Source organism: Streptomyces sp. NPDC001514 (assembly GCF_053597075.1).
This window is the reverse complement of record NZ_JBSFHO010000012.1, coordinates 165749-182093: the sequence shown is the minus strand read 5'-3', so window position 1 is coordinate 182093 and position 16345 is coordinate 165749. Positions and strand designations below refer to the sequence as shown.

Genomic DNA, 16345 nt, shown 5'->3' with positions numbered 1-16345 from the left:
TGACGTCCTCCGATCCTTGCACGGAAGTGCCGTCGGCACAGAAACCGTGACCCGGATGCCCGTACCGCATGCCGACCCCGCGCCCAACGGGCATGATTTCGAAAAGGGTGGAAAGGCGAACTGTGCCTTGCCTGGGAAGACAACCTCCCAGACCCCCGCGAACGCCACCGAGGAGGAGGATCCCGTGACCCGCATGGACAGCGTGCGCGCCGCGACCGGTACGGCGAAGGAGAGCGTGCTGCACGCCGCGGAAGTGGTGGCGCCCTACGCCGGCACGGCCAAGGGCCAGGCCGCTCTGTACGCGCACGAGGCTCGCGACTATCTCGCGCCGAAGGTGTCCCACGCCGCGCACGAGGCCCGCCGTCAGGCTCGTGCCCAGTACCGCACGCGTGTGGCCCCGCATGTGCCGCCGAAGGTCGACGACGCGGCTCACCGGGCCGCCGTCAGAACCCGGAAGGCCGCACGTCAGGCGGCGGACTACACGAAGCCGCGGATCGAGAGCGCCGTCGCGGCGGCTCAGCCCGTGGGGCTGGAGGCCGCGGCCCGATCCGCTGCTGCCCTGGCCGCGCTGCGCGGTCAGGTTTCGGCGAAGGAAATTCGGAAGCTTGCCAGGAAGCACGAGCGGCGGGCCAAGGTCGGCCGGGCTACCAAGGGCGTGGCCGTCCTCAGCGTCGTGGCCGTCGGGGTCTTCGCCGCCTGGAAGTGGTGGGACAAGCAGGCCAACCCGGACTGGCTGGTCGAGCCGCCGGCTCCCACCGAGGTCTCGGACCCGGGCGCTCCACTTGCGTCGGTCGACGGGAGCAGCCAGGCGGTGCTGGACCCGGAGGTTCAGGCGAAGCAGGCGGAGTCCGAGTCAGAGACGAACCGCGAGGACCGTCGCTGACCGGTGGTCGTATGCGGGTGGCTGCTGGTGGGCGCCGTATCCGTGCCTGGGCGGCCGAGGAGGCCTGACCGGGCGGAACAACCGATCCGGGTGTGGCGACCGATGCGTGCGCAGCGGACCGGGCGGGCGCAGCAACCCAGGCGGGCATGACGACCGGGGCAACGGGCGCCGGGAGCGACGATGGCTTCTCGGCGCCTCATGCCGCTGCCGGTGCCACTGCCGGTGCAGCGGTCGGTGCCTGTGCCGCGATGGGCTTCGGGTCGGCGTCCTGCCAGGCCCCTTGCGTATCGGCTTCGGCGTCGGGCACGGCGGGCAGATGGCGTACCGCCGGCGAGGCGCCGTGGGCCTCTGCTCTGATGCGCTGTTTGATCGTCGGCGGCAGGGACCGGTCCCGCGGTTGCCTGGGGCGGACCACTCTCACCCGCTGCGCGTGTCCGGCAGCCGTGGTACGCGGCCGCTCCTGAGTGGTGGTCTCCTCCGGCTGCCGGTTGGCCGACTGCGGAGCGGCCGAAGCGGAAGGTGCGAATCCCAGCGGGGCGAGCAGTGCGATGAACAGGGAGATGAAGGCGGTCCACAACTTCTTGACCGTGACGGCGGCGGCCATGACCCCTCGCTTTCAGGTAAGGGCGTTTTACATACCTTCCTCATGATGTGTACGCATCTCGGGAATCGTGGGATCCGCGCCACGCGTCGACAGATCTTCGGATGAACACCACCCGTACGGCCCTGAGCCTTCCGAGCTCGCTGAACCGGCCGTCGCCGCCGAAGCGCCCGCCCAAGCCGTGGGCAGAGGCTCTGCCGGGGCTGCGCAGGCCTTCTGCCGCACCAGGGTGAGCGCGACCAGTACCGCCGCGAGGCCGGACGCGCAACTCAGGGCGACGGTCGCCCCGTAACCCGAATTCTCGGCGAGCCGACCCGCCATAAGGGCAGCGATGCCCTGGCCGGCGATGAGCCCGCTGCCGAGCAGCGCCATCGCCTCTCCCATCCGTGTCGGCGGCGCGACCCGCTCGCCGAGGCCGAACAGACCGGCGAGCGCGCTCGTCACCGCCATGGCGCCCCACGCGAATCCGGCCGTTCCGGAGTCGCACAGCTGCTTGGCCGGCGAGCTGACGCCCGCAGCGAAGGCAGTAAGCACGACCGTCACCCCACGCGCCCGCCCGCGCAGCGGCATCTCAAAACCTGGACAAGCTGGGACGATCCTCCGACGCGGAGCCTCGTGAGCATCCCGATTCTGTCGTGTACGCGTCCATCGCACGCGCCGCGTCCGGGCATTCGGATCGGCGCTCGGCTCGGCGCTCAGCTCGATACGCAGCCGCGTCCGGGCCCGTAGACCGGAAGGCCTGGCGCACACACCGCGCACACCACAACACAGAAATGCCCCTCCGACCCACGATTCGCAGGTCGGAGGGGCACGCATCCGGTGGAGCCTAGGGGAGTCGAACCCCTGACATCTGCCATGCAAAGACAGCGCTCTACCAACTGAGCTAAGGCCCCGGAACGCAGACCAGAGTACCGGGTCACCCCCGGGATCTCGCAAAAGGATTGGGACTCCCGGTATTCGACCACTCTCCGTAGGATGCTCGACGGGTTCGCAGCAGCGAAGCCGACGCATGGGGAAGCGATGGGGAGACGCACATGGATGCAGCACAGCAGGACACCACCGCCAGAGCCAGAGAGCTCCAGCGCAGCTGGTACGGAGAGCCACTGGGGGCGCTCTTCCGTCGGCTGATCGACGATCTGGGGCTGAACCAGGCCCGGCTCGCGGCGGTGCTCGGGCTGTCGGCTCCGATGCTCTCCCAGCTGATGAGCGGCCAGCGGGCCAAGATCGGCAACCCCGCCGTCGTCCAGCGTGTCCAGGCTCTGCAGGAGCTGGCCGGGCAGGTCGCCGACGGAAGCATCAGCGCTGCGGAGGCCACGGACCGGATGGACCAGATCAAGAAGTCGCAGGGAGGATCCGTGCTCACCAGCACCGGTCAGACCACGACCAGCTCGGGCGCGCCGACGGTGCGCCGGGTGGTCCGCGAGATCCAGTCGCTGCTGCGGTCGGTGGCCGCGGCCGGCGACATCATCGATGCGGCGGACACACTCGCACCGACGCACCCCGAACTGGCAGAGTTCCTCCGGGTGTACGGCGCCGGGCGCACCGCGGAGGCGGTCGCCCACTACGAGTCGCACCAGAGCTGAACGAGGCAGCAGAACGCCGGACGAAGCCGGACGAGGCACGACGCCGGAACAGGGAACTGGGAGCGGGCGCAGCGCAATGGGTGAGGTCTTCGCGGGTCGGTACGAGCTGATCGACCCCATCGGTCGCGGTGGAGTCGGCGCGGTCTGGCGCGCCTGGGACCATCGGCGGCGGCGCTACGTGGCCGCCAAGGTCCTGCAGCAGAGCGATGCGCACACGCTGCTGCGCTTCGTCCGCGAGCAGGCTCTCCGCATCGACCACCCCCATGTCCTCGCCCCGGCCAGCTGGGCCGCGGACGACGACAAGGTCCTGTTCACCATGGATCTGGTGAGTGGCGGGTCGCTGGCGCACGTCATCGGCGACTACGGCCCGCTGCCACCGCGCTTCGTCTGCACCCTGCTCGACCAGCTGCTGTCCGGACTCGCCGCGGTGCACGCCGAGGGGGTCGTGCACCGCGACATCAAGCCGGCCAACATCCTGCTGGAGGCCACCGGGACCGGGCGGCCGCATCTGCGGCTGTCCGACTTCGGTATCTCGATGCGCAAGGGTGAGCCGCGGCTGACCGAGACCAACTATGTCGTGGGGACGCCCGGTTACTTCGCGCCCGAGCAGATGATGGGCGCGGAGCCGGACTTCCCGGCCGACCTCTTCGCGGTCGGGCTGGTCGCGCTCTATCTGCTCCAGGGCCAGAAGCCCGACTCCCGTGCCCTGGTCGAGCACTTCGCCGCGCACGGCACTCCGGGGGCCCCGCAGGGCATTCCCGAACCGCTGTGGCAGGTCCTCGCGGGCCTGCTGCAGCCCGACCCGCAGGCCCGGTTCCGGACCGCCACGGGTGCGCGCAAGGCGCTGACCTCCGCCGTCGAGCTGCTCCCGGAGCCCGGCATCGACGACGAGCCGGTCGAGGTCTTCGACCAACTCGGGCCGCTGCCGACCGGTTTCGGACCCGACGGCCCGGTGACGTCCGCTCCCGCCGCCCAGCCGGCGCCCGCCCAGCCCGCGTCCGCCCAGCCTGATCCGTACACCCACCGGACCGGATACAGCACCGAGCCCCACACCGGTCAGAACACAGGCCTGCAGCCAGGGCCGCAGACGGGCCACGGTCAGCCGGGCCACGGTCAGCCGGCGGTGGCGCCCTCCGTGCCCTCACCCTCCGAGACCGGCTCCTTCCATCTCGCCCCGCCACCGGACCAGCCCCCGAACCAGCCCGCCGTCCCCGCGCATGCGGCCTCCCCCCGTCATGCTGCCGCACCGGACTTCTCCCAGGCCCAGACGGCAGCGGTGTCGTACGAACAAGCTCCTACTCGTCAATACACCGCCCACGGCCCGCAGGTTCCCGTCCAGACACCCCCGGTCTCCCACGCCCCGGTCCCCGCGGCTCCCCAAAAGCGGCCGGGACCGCCCCCGAAGGTGGCGATCCCGGTGCTGCTCGTGGCGCTGGTCTGCTTCGCGGTCGGCATCTGGGCGCTCACCCAGGCCTGACCGCCCCCGTCACCAGCCGGCCGGCGGTCCGTACTGCGACTGGGACTGGGCCGACTGGGACTGGTGCTGGGACTGGGACTGCATCGGCGTTTGCGTCGGCGCCGGCGTCTGAGTCTGCGTCTGCATCGGCCCGTGGGCCGGTAGGTGCGCCGGCCCGGCCACGCGCCTCCGCGCGAGCAGCATCCAGGCCCCCAGCCCGAGCACCAGCACAGTCCCCGCACCGATGCCTGCGGCGCCGACCAGCTTCATCGCGTTGCTCTTCTCCGCCTTCTCGCCCTCCGAGACGCCGAAGTCGCCGAGCGGCCCGTCGTACGCGGGCGCGGCCTTCGCCGCGCCTTCGACATTGAGCCGCAGGGTCACGCCGAAGGGTTCCTTGCCGTACTTCTGGCCGAGCTCGGGATTCAGGCTGACGGCGAGGTAGTACGAGCCGGCGAACCGCATGCCGTTGACCTTGGCGCTGCTGTCGTAGCGGTTCTCGTACGCCACTTCCGGCAGCGGGTCCAGCGCGGCCTGCTTCTGCCTGCCGTCGTACGCCGTGCTGCCGTCGTCGACGAAGCCGCGCACCGGGTTGTACAGCTGCATGGTCAGCGCGTTGCCGATGTAGCCCTCGCCCGATCCGCTCCCGATGTCCGCGGTGGCGAAGATCTGCTGACCCCAGTCGACCGGCACCCGGTAGAAGTACGTGCGACCGGCCTTCATACGACTGGTCCACTCGCCCTCGGAGATCGCGGCGGCGTCGTTGAAGCTGGTGCCGCCGGCCCTCTCCTTCGGTCCGCCACCGGGCAGAGCGGGCGAGGCGGAGGGCCACGCGCTGGGCGCGTCGGTCGGCCCGCCCTCCTTCAGCGCGGGCTCGGTCACATGGCGGATCTCCAGCTCCCAGTCCTCGGGGGTGGAGGTCGCCGAGCCGGAGCGCTCGACCAGCACGTTGTACGCACCGGGCGCCTGGCAGCTCGATCCGTCCTTCTCGATGGTGCGGTACGCGTAGGCGGCGAAGGGCCTGGCGAACGCGGCCGCTCCGGCCAGGGCGTCGTTGCTGCTGCAGTTGCTCCCCTGGCTGTCCTGCAGGCTCACCTTGATGCCGTCGCCGTAGGCGAACTTCGCCCCCAGCTTGGGGACGGCGACCACCGACACATACGCGTTCTTCTTGCCGTCCAGGTCCACGCGGTAGTTGAGCTTCCCGCCGGGGCCGATCGAGGAGCGGTACGTCGCACCGTCCTTCAGTGCCTTGGCGTTCGCCGTGCTCTCCGCGCCCTCGATCGTCTGCGCGTCGGTGTCGAAGGCGTACGGATTGGGCTCACCGGCCGCCCACGCCGTCCCGCCCGGCAGCGCGGCAACCGCGCACATCGCCGCCACCCCGGCCAGCGTCACCCGGCCCCTGCTGCGCTGCCTCATCACGCGCTTCCCCTTGTCGTGTCCGTGCCCGTCGCCATGCGCCCCGCCATGCCCGCCGCCGTCGCCGTCGCCGTAGCCGTGGCCGCCCTGCGCCGCGTCGCCCGTACGCGTACGAAGAGGAGCCCCGCGATCAGGACGACCGCGCCGCCGGCAGCCGCGGCGGTCGCAGTGCCGGTCCATCCTGCCCCGCCAGTCCCGCCGCTGTCTGCGCGCGTGGCCGAATCGCCCCCCTTGTCCGCCTCGTTGCCCGGCTTCTTCGCAAGCACGGGGGCGTCGTGCTGCGGCCCGGCCTTCTCGTCGCCGAGCACCGCCACGCGCAGCACCACGCCGATCTGCGGGCTCTCCGCGATCTCGGCGGCCCGGGCGCCGAGCGTGACGGCGATGTAGAAGTCGCCCTTGGCGTGCACGGGGACGACATTGGGGTGGGTCTCGTGGCGGTTGGTCCAGGAGACCGGGACCGTGCCCATCTTCAACGCGGCAGGACGCCCGTTGTAGACCGTCTGGGGGATGAACTCGGCGGTGCCGCCGCCCACGGGCGCCCGGGCCGGCGTGTAGACCTCGGTGGCCCCGTACGACAAGGTCGAGGAGTGTCCCCGCTTCAGCGTCGGCTCGTTGGCGAACTCGACGTCGTAGCGCAGCTGCTGTCCCCAGCCGAGCGGCACCTTGTACCAGAGGGTCTGCGCGGGCAGCACCCGGTCGCGCCACACGCCCTGGCCGAGCTCCCTGGCGTCGTTGAACCCGGTGCCGCCGGCCACGTCCTTCGGGTCACCGAGAGGCAGGGCCGCCTCCTTGCCACCCTTTCCGTACTCGGGCCGGGACTCGGCGGGCCTGACGCCCTGGGGGAGCGGCCGCTCGACGCCGTACGTCAGCTCCAGCGGCCAGCGCGCGGCGTCGGAACCCTTCTTGCTCTCGCGCTCGACGACGAGCCAGTAGCGCCCCGCCTTGTCACAGCTCCCGAAGCCCTTCTCGCTCGGGACACGGGCGACTGCCGAGGTCAGCGTCGTCGCGCCCTCCCTCTGGAAGAAGTGCTCGGTGCTGGACTCGCAGGAACCGCCGGACGTGTCGGTGCCGTAGGCGATCCTGGTGCGCAGTGCGTCGAAGGTGTCGACCGCCGCCCCGGGCTGCGGCACCGCCGTCGCGGAGAAGTTCACAGTGGAGATGCCATCGAGGTCGACGGCGTAATGCCGTTTCTCTCCCGGCCCGATGGTGTCCAGGTACTGGCCCGGCGCGAGCGCGGGCGCCCCGCCGCGATCCGGCGTGCCCTCGACCCGCTCGCCCCGGAAACGGTAGCCGTCCGCCGACAGCTGGGCGGAGCGCTGCAACTGTCGCGCCAGCGCCTCGGCGTCGGGTGCGTCGTAGTAACGCCCGTTACCGGCCTCGGCGATGCACTCCAGCTGCTTGCGGGCCGTTCCGCGGACCTGGAAGCCGACGGTGTCGATGCGCAGCCCGATGCCGTCCTTCGCGAGCTGCTCGGCGACCTCACAGGGCTGCGGCGTACCGCAGTTGTCGTCGCCGTCGGAGATCAGCAGGATCGTGCGTGTGCCGATCGCCCCGTCGGCGGGCTTCGGAAGGTCCTGGGCGGCCTTCTGGAGCGACAGCCCGATGGGGGTGTCCCCCTTGGGTCGCAGGGACGCCACGGCCTGCTTCAGGGCCGCCCGGTCGAGCGCCTGTACGGGCCGGACCAGGCGGGTGTCGGTGCAGCCCCTGGGCCGGTCCGCGCCGTAGACCCGCAGGCCGGTGGGATGGCCGTCCGGGAGCGCGTCCACGACGGTGCCGACGGCGCGCTGTGCGGCATCCATACGTGTCCGTCCCGTGCCGTCGTCGTCGTCGTCGGCCATCGAGCCGGAGGAGTCGAGCACCATGACGAGGCTGCTCTTCCCGTCCACACGCGGCGCAGACGCCGCACTCCCCGCCGCCGCACTCCCGGCCGCCGTGCTTCCGGCCGCCGTGCTTCCGGCCGCCGCCACCGCAGGCAGCGGCCCTGTTGCCAGAGCGAGCGCCGCTCCACCGATGATGAGCGCCGCTCCTGCGCGGCGCCGCAGTCGTGCTGTCACCCGTTGCCCCCTCGTCCGAGTCCGCGACTTTGCCCCTGCAAGCTATTGATTTGCGTAAGCGAACTCAAGGGTCTTGCGTCACAGTCCGGCAACAGGCAGCAACCACCCCACGCAGCCCACGCGCGCAGCACAGCACGTGGGAGCAGCACAGAGCCCCGGCCGCTCGGCGGCCGGGGCTCCGTCACTCAGACGTGTTTGCGTCTCACACACCCGAACCTGCGGGCACGGAGTCGGTCGCCTCCGTCCACAGATCCTGCTCGGCGCGATCCGCCTGGATCTGGCGGTACACGAGGAGCCCGCCGATGGCGGCCAGTGCGACCAGGAGAAGCTTCTTCACCGCGCGACCTCGTCTTTCCTTGACGTATGAGGACTTCTGGCGCCCGACTATACACACCGATCGATACCGTTCGGTGACCTGAGCCCGGGCCGGCTCGCACCCCGGGGGCGTCCAACTCCCGCTGCCGCCATACGAAATCGGCCCGGACGGAGAGTCTCCGTCCGGGCCGATCGTCACTGTGGGGCTAACAGGATTTGAACCTGTGGCCTCATCCTTATCAGGGATGCGCTCTAACCAACTGAGCTATAGCCCCGCCGCGCTGCGCGCTGACTCCTGAAGATTAGCGCACGTGGGGGGCAGTCCCAAAATCGCCCGGGGCGGAGCCCCTGATCGATACTGCCTACCCCCCGGGACCTACGCCTACTCGTCCTCGGCGAGCGTCAGCTCGACGCCGCCCACGAACCCGGCGGAGATGTTGTAGATGAAGGCGCCCAGCGTCGCCAGCGCCGTGGCCAGCACCACATCGATGACGGCGATCACCGAGGTGAAGATCAGCACGCGCGGCAGCGACAGGAACGACTGCAGATCGAAGCCGTTGCTCTCGTTCGACCCGGTGGCCTCGCTGATCGTGCCGCCGACCGTCGAGAAGACGCCCATGGCGTCCATGACCATCCACAGCACAGCGGACGCGACGATCGTGCAGATACCCAGCGCGATGGAGAGCAGGAAGCTCACCTTCATCACCGACCACGGGTCGGCCTTGGCCACCCGGAGCCGCGCCTTGCGCGTCCGCGGCTGGGTGGTCGCTCCGGTACGCGGCCGGCGGACGGCGGCGGCCGCCTGCCCTCCGGCCTGACCCGGCTGTCCCGGCTGACCGGCGCGCTGCTGGCCCCCCTGCGTACCCGTACCGCCCTGGGGCGAGGGGTACGCCTGGGGCGGGTGGTACGGCTGCGTTCCCTGCTGCACCGGCTGCTCCCCGCCGTAGGTCTCGTACGGGGGCTGCGGCCCCCGGGTGTCCGTCACCGTAACCCCCTGGGAGTCCGTGGCGGAGCCAGGGGTGCCGTCCGGTCCAGCAGCTCCGCCGTCGGCCGATCCGGCACCCGTGGCTCCACTCACGCTCTACTCCTCGTGCTCCCCGGCCGAGGGCTCCGTGCCCTCGCCGGCCCGACCGGTCTCGGCGGACTCGACGGCCTCGACTGTCTCGACGGCCTCGACCGCGACACCGTCCTCGGCGCCCGCCGCCCCTTCGACCTCTTCGGCCTCGCGACCGGCCTCGGCGTTGCGGGCGATACCGACCACGGCATCGCGCTTGCCCAAGTTGATCAGTTGGACGCCCATGGTGTCACGGCCCGTCTCCCTGACTTCGTTGACTCGCGTACGAATCACACCACCGGACAACGTGATGGCGAGGATCTCGTCGGTCTCCTCGACCACCAGCGCGCCCACGAGCGAACCGCGGTCCTCCACGATCTTGGCGGCCTTGATTCCGAGGCCACCGCGGCCCTGGACGCGGTACTCGTCGACGGCGGTCCGCTTCGCGTAGCCGCCGTCGGTGGCAGTGAACACGAAAGTACCGGGCCTGACCACATTCATCGAGAGCAGTTCGTCGCCCTCACGGAAACTCATGCCCTTGACGCCGGACGTCGCACGGCCCATCGGCCGCAGGGCCTCGTCCGTGGCGGTGAACCGGATCGACTGCGCCTTCTTGCTGATGAGCAGCAGATCGTCCTCCGCCGACACCAGCTCGGCGCCGATCAGCTCGTCGTCGCTGCCGTCCTCCGTCTCCCGGAGGTTGATCGCGATGACACCGCCCGAGCGCGGGGAGTCGTAGTCCTTCAGAGAGGTCTTCTTGACCAGTCCGGCCTTGGTGGCCAGGACCAGATAGGGCGCGGCCTCGTAGTCGCGGATCGCGAGGATCTCGGCGATCTGCTCGTCCGGCTGGAAGGCCAGCAGGTTGGCGACGTGCTGGCCGCGGGCGTCCCGGCCGGCGTCCGGCAGCTCGTACGCCTTCGCCCGGTAGACCCGGCCCTTGTTCGTGAAGAACAGCAGCCAGTGGTGCGTGGTCGAGACGAAGAAGTGGTCGACGATGTCGTCCTGCTTCAGCTTCGTGCCGCGCACGCCCTTGCCGCCGCGCTTCTGCGAGCGGTAGTCCTCGGTTTTGGTGCGCTTGATGTAGCCGCCACGCGTGATGGTGACGACGATGTCCTCCTCGGCGATCAGGTCCTCGATGGACATGTCACCGTCGAAGGGGATCAGCTTGGAGCGCCGGTCGTCGCCGAACTTCTCGACGATGACGGCCAGCTCCTCGCTGACGATCCCGCGCTGCTTCTCGGGCGAGGCGAGGATCTGGTTGTACTCGTTGATCTTCGCCTGCAGCTCGTCGTGCTCCTGCACGATCTTCTGCCGCTCCAGGGCGGCCAGCCGGCGCAGCTGCATCTCCAGGATCGCATTCGCCTGGATCTCGTCGATCTCCAGCAGGCCCATCAGGCCCTCGCGCGCGACCTCGACCGTGTCACTGCGCCGGATCAGCGCGATGACCTCGTCGATCGCGTCGAGCGCCTTGAGCAGACCACGCAGGATGTGGGCCCGCTCCTCGGCCTTGCGCAGCCGGAACTTCGTCCGCCGGACGATGACCTCGATCTGGTGCGTCACCCAGTGGCGGATGAACGCGTCGAGCGACAACGTACGCGGCACACCGTCGACCAGCGCCAGCATGTTGGCGCCGAAGTTCGTCTGCAGGTCAGTGTGCTTGTAGAGGTTGTTCAGGACCACCTTGGCAACGGCGTCGCGCTTGAGCACGATGACCAGGCGCTGGCCGGTACGGGACGACGTCTCGTCACGGACGTCGGCGATGCCGCCGACCTTGCCGTCCTTCACCAGGTCGGCGATCTTCTGCGCGAGGTTGTCCGGGTTGACCTGGTACGGAAGCTCCGTGACCACCAGGCACTGGCGGTTCTGGATCTCCTCGACCTCGACGACCGCGCGCATCGTGATGGAGCCGCGACCGGTGCGGTACGCCTCCTCGATGCCCTTGCGGCCCACGACCAGCGCACCGGTCGGGAAGTCCGGGCCCTTGATCCGCTCGATCAGCGCGTCGAGGAGCTCCTCGTGGGTGGCCTCCGGGTGCTCCAGCGCCCACTGGGCACCGGCCGCGACCTCGCGCAGATTGTGCGGCGGGATGTTGGTGGCCATACCGACGGCGATACCGGCGCTGCCGTTGACCAGCAGGTTCGGGAAGCGCGCCGGCAGAACCGTCGGCTCCTGGTTGCGGCCGTCGTAGTTGTCCTGGAAGTCGACGGTCTCCTCGTCGATGTCCCGGAGCATCTCCATGGACAGCGGCATCATCTTGCACTCGGTGTACCGCATGGCGGCGGCCGGGTCGTTGCCCGGGGAACCGAAGTTGCCGTTGGAGTCGACCAGCGGCATCCGCATCGACCACGGCTGCGCAAGACGTACGAGCGCGTCGTAGATGGAGGAGTCGCCGTGCGGGTGGTACGTACCCATGACGTCGCCGACGACGCGGGCGCACTTGTAGAAGCCCTTCTCGGGCCGGTAGCCGCCGTCGTACATCGCGTACAGCACGCGGCGGTGGACGGGCTTGAGGCCGTCCCGTACGTCGGGCAGCGCGCGGGACACGATGACGGACATCGCGTAGTCGAGGTAGGAGCGCTGCATCTCGGTCTCGAGCCCGACGGGCTCGATCCGCAGCTGCTCTTCCTCTTCGGTTTCCGTGGTCGCGGGAGTCGCGGGAGTGTTCTCGTCGGCCATTGCTGGTCTTCAGTCCTTTCGTGCGGTCAGCTGAGACCGACTCAGATGTCGAGGAAGCGGACGTCCTTGGCGTTGCGCTGGATGAACGAGCGCCGAGCCTCGACGTCCTCGCCCATCAGCACCGAGAACAGGTCGTCGGCCTGCGCGGCGTCGTCCAGGGTGACCTGGCCGAGGACACGGTGCTCGACATCCATGGTGGTGACGCGCAGCTCCTCGGCGTTCATCTCGCCGAGACCCTTGAAGCGCTGGACCGAGTCGTCCTTGATCCGCTTGCCCTGCTGCTTGCCGAGCTCGATGAGCGCGTCGCGCTCGCGGTCCGAGTACGCGTACTCGAAGTCGTCCCGGCCCCACTTGATCTTGTAGAGCGGCGGGCGGGACAGGAAGACGTGCCCGGCCTCGACCAGCGGCCGCATGAAGCGGAACAGGAACGTCAGCAGCAGCGTATTGATGTGCTGGCCGTCGACATCGGCGTCCGCCATCAGAATGATCTTGTGATAGCGGAGCTTCTCGATGTCGAAGTCCTCGTGGACTCCGGTACCGAAGGCCGAGATCAGCGCCTGGACCTCGGTGTTCTGAAGGATCTTGTCGATCCGCGCCTTCTCGACGTTCAGGATCTTGCCTCGGATCGGCAGGATGGCCTGGTACATCGGGTTCCGGCCGGACTTGGCCGAGCCGCCGGCGGAGTCACCCTCGACGATGAAGATCTCGCACTTGATGGGGTCGTTCGACTGGCAGTCGGACAGCTTGCCGGGCAGCGAGGCGCTCTCCAGCAGGCCCTTGCGCCGCGTCAGGTCGCGCGCCTTGCGGGCGGCCACGCGCGCGGTGGCGGCCTGGATCGCCTTGCGGACGATGTCCGCGGCCTCGTTGGGGTTGCGGTCGAACCAGTCGGAGAGGTGCTCGTGCACGACCTTCTGCACGAAGGTTTTCGCCTCCGTGTTGCCCAGCTTGGTCTTGGTCTGGCCCTCGAACTGCGGCTCGCCGAGCTTGACGGAGATGATGGCCGTCAGGCCCTCGCGGATGTCCTCACCGGTGAGGTTGTCGTCCTTCTCGCGCAGCAGCTTCTTGTCGCGCGCGTACCGGTTGACCAGGCCCGTCAGCGCGGCCCTGAAGCCCTCCTCGTGCGTACCGCCCTCGTGCGTGTGGATCGTGTTCGCGAAGGAGTACACGCCCTCGGTGTACTGCGAGTTCCACTGCATCGCGATCTCGACCGAGAGCGTCCGCTCCTTGTCCTCGGCCTCCACGTCGATCACGGTCGGGTGGATCAGGTCGCCCTTGCGGGAGTTGAGGTACTTCACGAAGTCGACGATGCCGCCCTCGTAGTGGTACTTCACCGTCCTCGCCGGCTGCTCCTCGGCCGCCTCGGCGTCGGGGTCGTCGGCGTTCATCGTCGCCTTGGCCGACTCGCGCTCGTCCGTGAGCGTCAGGGTCAGGCCCTTGTTGAGGAAGGCCATCTCCTGGAAGCGGCGCGCGAGCGTCTCGAAGGAGTAATCGGTGGTCTCGAAGACGTCCGGGTCGGCCCAGAAGGTCACGGAGGTGCCGGAGTCCTCGACCTGCTCGTGCTTGGCGAGCGGGGCGGTCGGCACACCGAGCTTGTAGTCCTGCGTCCAGCGGTAGCCGTCGCGCTTGATGTCGACCGAGACCTTGGTGGACAGGGCGTTGACGACGGAGACACCCACACCGTGCAGACCGCCGGACACGGCGTAGCCGCCGCCGCCGAACTTGCCGCCCGCGTGCAGGACGGTCAGCACGACCTCGACGGCGGGCTTCTTCTCGACCGGGTGGATGTCCACCGGGATGCCGCGGCCGTTGTCGACGACGCGGACGCCACCGTCGGCCAGGATCGTGACGTCGATCGTGTCCGCGTGGCCGGCGAGCGCCTCGTCGACGGAGTTGTCGACGACCTCTTGCACAAGGTGGTGGAGTCCGCGCTCACCGGTCGAACCGATGTACATGCCGGGGCGCTTGCGGACCGCGTCCAGCCCCTCGAGGACGGTGATCGCGCTGGCGTCGTACGACGAGGGCGCCAGAGCCACGTCGGTCCCGTCGGCAGCAGTGGAAGGAATGTTCTCGTTGGGGTTGCCGGAATCGGCCACGAAGCGCCCTTTCTGGCACAGCACAAGCCGTTCTCCGCGATCGCGGGAGCGGCTGCGTCGTTCGGCATTAATCGACGTGTCCCGTCCATCGGGCGGGATTCCCTACCAGTCTACCGGTACCGCCGACACTCATGGGGGTTTGCCGGTACCTGAGTCCGCATGTGCCGCCCTGAACGGGCGCCGACCGACTCCCCATATCCGGGAAGGGGCTCCAAGAGGCTCACACGGGCATTGAGCGCTTCGGCCTGTCAACCTCCGGCTACGGTGAGGGACGCCTCATGAGCCACGTGGGTTTCGGGCGGCACACCGGGCCGTGACAGGGGTACGGCGCGGGCCCTGCCCGGGCGCCCGCGGGGGCGCCCCGCGGACGGCGTCGGGACTCAGGGCCGTCGAGGGGGAGACGAGTCCGGGCTTCGGCCAGTGCCCGGATCGAGTGCCGGGACCGGGGGCAGAACCCCCCGTGCGGAAGGGGCGGGGGTGGGAGAAGGTCAGCCGTAGGTGTCGCCCGGGCCCGTGCTGCCCGGGGCGCGGAGCGAGCCGTACCGACGTGGGGGGCCGCCGGGGCCGAGAACCTTGATCAGGCGGACTGTTCCCTGGCCGAGGTCCTCGTTCAGCCGGGCCACCAGCCGCGGCGCCAGCAGCCGCAACTGCGTGGCCCACGCGGTCGAGTCGCACTGCACCGTCAGCACACGCTCGTCCGGATCCTCGTCGTACCGCAGCGGCACGCAGTGCTTCGCCAGGTCCTCGCCCACGATCTGCGGCCAGCGCCCCATCACACCGCCCACCGCCGCAGGCGTCTCCCAGCCCCGCTCGGTGATCAGCCGATTGATCGCCGCACCGAGCGGCAGCGGGTCCCGGCCGTCCGCACGAGCCCCGGACCGCAGTCCGCCGCCCCGCCTGGCCTGCCGTTTCTCCTGCGCCGCCGCGCCCCGCGCCCGGGCCTGCTCCTTGGCCGCGCGCAACGCGACCCGCGCCAGGTCCACCCCGGAGGCCTCAGGAACCCCAACCGCCTCGTTCTCGCTCATACGCGCTCCACCGCCCCGTCCGCGACGGAATACCGCGCGCCCGCCAGCACTCCCGGAACATCGTCGTCCACCGCTGCCGTCACCAGCACCTGCTCACCTGGAGCCACCAATTCCGCGAGTCGCTCACGCCGCCGGGCGTCCAGCTCTGCGAAGACGTCGTCGAGGACGAGCACCGGCTCGTTGCCCTCAGCCCGGAGCAGGTCGTACGAGGCCAGCCGCAGCGCCAGCGCGTACGACCAGGACTCGCCGTGGCTCGCGTACCCCTTCGCCGGCATCTCGCCCAGCTTGAGCACCAGCTCGTCACGGTGCGGCCCGACGAGCGTGACGCCTCGCTCGATCTCCTGCTTGCGCACCTCAGCGAGCGCGGCGATCAACTGCTCGTACAGCTCCTCACGGGTGTGCGCCTCCGCGCCCGCCGACCCGCGGTACTCGAGCGCGACCGGTCCGCCCCCGGGCGCAAGCTGCTCGTACGCCTTGTCGGCGAGCGGCTGCAGCGTCGCGATCAGATCCAGTCGCCGCGCGAGCAGCTCCGCTCCCGCCCGTGCCAGGTGCTGGTCCCACACATCGAGCGTCGACAGATCCATCGACCGCCCGCCGTGCCGCCGCGCCATCGCCGCCGACTTCAGCAACGTATTGCGCTGTTTGAGCACCCGCTCGTAGTCCGCCCGCACGCCGGCCATCCGCGGCGAACGCGCCGTGACCAGCTCGTCCAGGAAGCGCCGCCGCTCGCCCGGATCGCCCTTCACCAGCGCCAGATCCTCCGGCGCGAACATCACGGTCCGCACGATCCCGAGCACATCCCGGGGCCTGACCTGCGAGGACCGATTGATCCGCGCCCGGTTCGCCCGGCCCGGATTGAGCTCCAGCTCGATCAGCTGGGACCGCTCGCCCTGGGTGACGGCCGCGCGGATGACCGCCCGGTCCGCTCCCATCCGTACCAGCGGGGCATCCGATGCGACCCTGTGACTGCCGAGGGTCGCCAGATAGCCGACGGCCTCGACCAGATTGGTCTTCCCCTGTCCGTTCGCCCCCACGAACGCGGTGACGCCCGGGTCGAGCGGGACCTCGACCCGGGCGTACGAGCGGAAGTCGGCCAGCGACAGATGCGTGACATGCATATCGACGCCGACCTCCCCCGGCTTACCTCTTACTGCCTACTGCCTACCGCCTGCTGCCTGCTGCTTCACCGCAC

At 69.9% G+C, this 16345-nt stretch carries 13 protein-coding genes and 2 tRNA genes; 3 read left to right on the top strand and 12 right to left on the bottom strand.

The genetic code is table 11. The annotated features are described in order from the left end of the window. Window positions 1–184: 184 nt before the first annotated feature. Window positions 185–883, top strand: a complete 699-nt coding sequence (locus tag ACWCXB_RS15705) for a DUF5324 family protein (protein ID WP_450723051.1) — start codon at window positions 185–187, stop codon at window positions 881–883. Window positions 884–1079: 196 nt separating this feature from the next. Here the strand turns inward: ACWCXB_RS15705 and ACWCXB_RS15700 are convergent, their stop codons facing one another. The 3 genes from ACWCXB_RS15700 to ACWCXB_RS15690 all read right to left on the bottom strand — a co-directional run bounded on the left by ACWCXB_RS15700 (window position 1080) and on the right by ACWCXB_RS15690 (window position 2377). Then, window positions 1080–1487 (bottom strand): DUF6344 domain-containing protein, encoded by a 408-nt coding sequence (locus ACWCXB_RS15700; protein WP_450723049.1) that lies wholly within the window; start codon window positions 1485–1487, stop codon window positions 1080–1082. 27 nt (window positions 1488–1514) lie between these two features. Continuing rightward, window positions 1515–2018 carry a hypothetical protein gene (locus ACWCXB_RS15695; protein WP_450723047.1) on the bottom strand — a complete coding sequence of 168 codons (504 nt, stop codon included), beginning with the start codon at window positions 2016–2018 and terminating at the stop codon, window positions 1515–1517. 286 nt (window positions 2019–2304) lie between these two features. Continuing rightward, a tRNA-Ala gene (locus ACWCXB_RS15690) sits at window positions 2305–2377 on the bottom strand. A gap of 141 nt (window positions 2378–2518) precedes the next feature. Between ACWCXB_RS15690 and ACWCXB_RS15685 the strand changes: the two genes are divergently transcribed. Next, window positions 2519–3067: a helix-turn-helix domain-containing protein gene (locus ACWCXB_RS15685; protein WP_450723045.1), complete on the top strand. Its 549-nt coding sequence runs from the start codon at window positions 2519–2521 to the stop codon at window positions 3065–3067. A gap of 76 nt (window positions 3068–3143) precedes the next feature. Beyond that, window positions 3144–4544 (top strand): protein kinase domain-containing protein, encoded by a 1401-nt coding sequence (locus ACWCXB_RS15680; RefSeq protein ID WP_450723043.1) that lies wholly within the window; start codon window positions 3144–3146, stop codon window positions 4542–4544. Between the two features lie 9 nt (window positions 4545–4553). Here ACWCXB_RS15680 and ACWCXB_RS15675 read toward each other — a convergent pair whose 3' ends face one another. The 9 genes from ACWCXB_RS15675 to recF form a co-directional block, all read right to left on the bottom strand. Then, window positions 4554–5936, bottom strand: coding sequence for a hypothetical protein (locus ACWCXB_RS15675; RefSeq protein ID WP_450723041.1), 1383 nt, complete (start codon window positions 5934–5936; stop codon window positions 4554–4556). Further along, window positions 5936–7990, bottom strand: coding sequence for a vWA domain-containing protein (locus tag ACWCXB_RS15670; protein WP_450723039.1), 2055 nt, complete (start codon window positions 7988–7990; stop codon window positions 5936–5938). The genes ACWCXB_RS15675 and ACWCXB_RS15670 overlap by 1 nt, the downstream gene beginning before the upstream one ends. 202 nt (window positions 7991–8192) lie before the next feature. After that, the gene (locus tag ACWCXB_RS15665; RefSeq protein ID WP_003958712.1) at window positions 8193–8327 is read right to left on the bottom strand and encodes a DLW-39 family protein; all 135 of its coding nucleotides are present in this window, start codon (window positions 8325–8327) and stop codon (window positions 8193–8195) included. A gap of 179 nt (window positions 8328–8506) precedes the next feature. Continuing rightward, window positions 8507–8580 (bottom strand) — tRNA-Ile (locus tag ACWCXB_RS15660). 107 nt (window positions 8581–8687) lie between these two features. After that, window positions 8688–9290 (bottom strand): DUF3566 domain-containing protein, encoded by a 603-nt coding sequence (locus ACWCXB_RS15655; protein ID WP_450723099.1) that lies wholly within the window; start codon window positions 9288–9290, stop codon window positions 8688–8690. 96 nt (window positions 9291–9386) lie between these two features. Next, window positions 9387–12035, bottom strand: a complete 2649-nt coding sequence (gene gyrA, locus ACWCXB_RS15650) for a DNA gyrase subunit A (protein ID WP_450723037.1) — start codon at window positions 12033–12035, stop codon at window positions 9387–9389. Window positions 12036–12076: 41 nt separating this feature from the next. Continuing rightward, the gene (gyrB, locus tag ACWCXB_RS15645) at window positions 12077–14152 is read right to left on the bottom strand and encodes a DNA topoisomerase (ATP-hydrolyzing) subunit B (protein WP_450723035.1); all 2076 of its coding nucleotides are present in this window, start codon (window positions 14150–14152) and stop codon (window positions 12077–12079) included. Between the two features lie 464 nt (window positions 14153–14616). Then, window positions 14617–15153: a DUF721 domain-containing protein gene (locus tag ACWCXB_RS15640; protein ID WP_450723033.1), complete on the bottom strand. Its 537-nt coding sequence runs from the start codon at window positions 15151–15153 to the stop codon at window positions 14617–14619. Then, the gene (gene recF, locus ACWCXB_RS15635; protein WP_450723031.1) at window positions 15150–16271 is read right to left on the bottom strand and encodes a DNA replication/repair protein RecF; all 1122 of its coding nucleotides are present in this window, start codon (window positions 16269–16271) and stop codon (window positions 15150–15152) included. Before recF ends, ACWCXB_RS15640 begins: the two co-directional genes overlap by 4 nt. Between the last annotated feature and the right edge of the window lie 74 nt (window positions 16272–16345).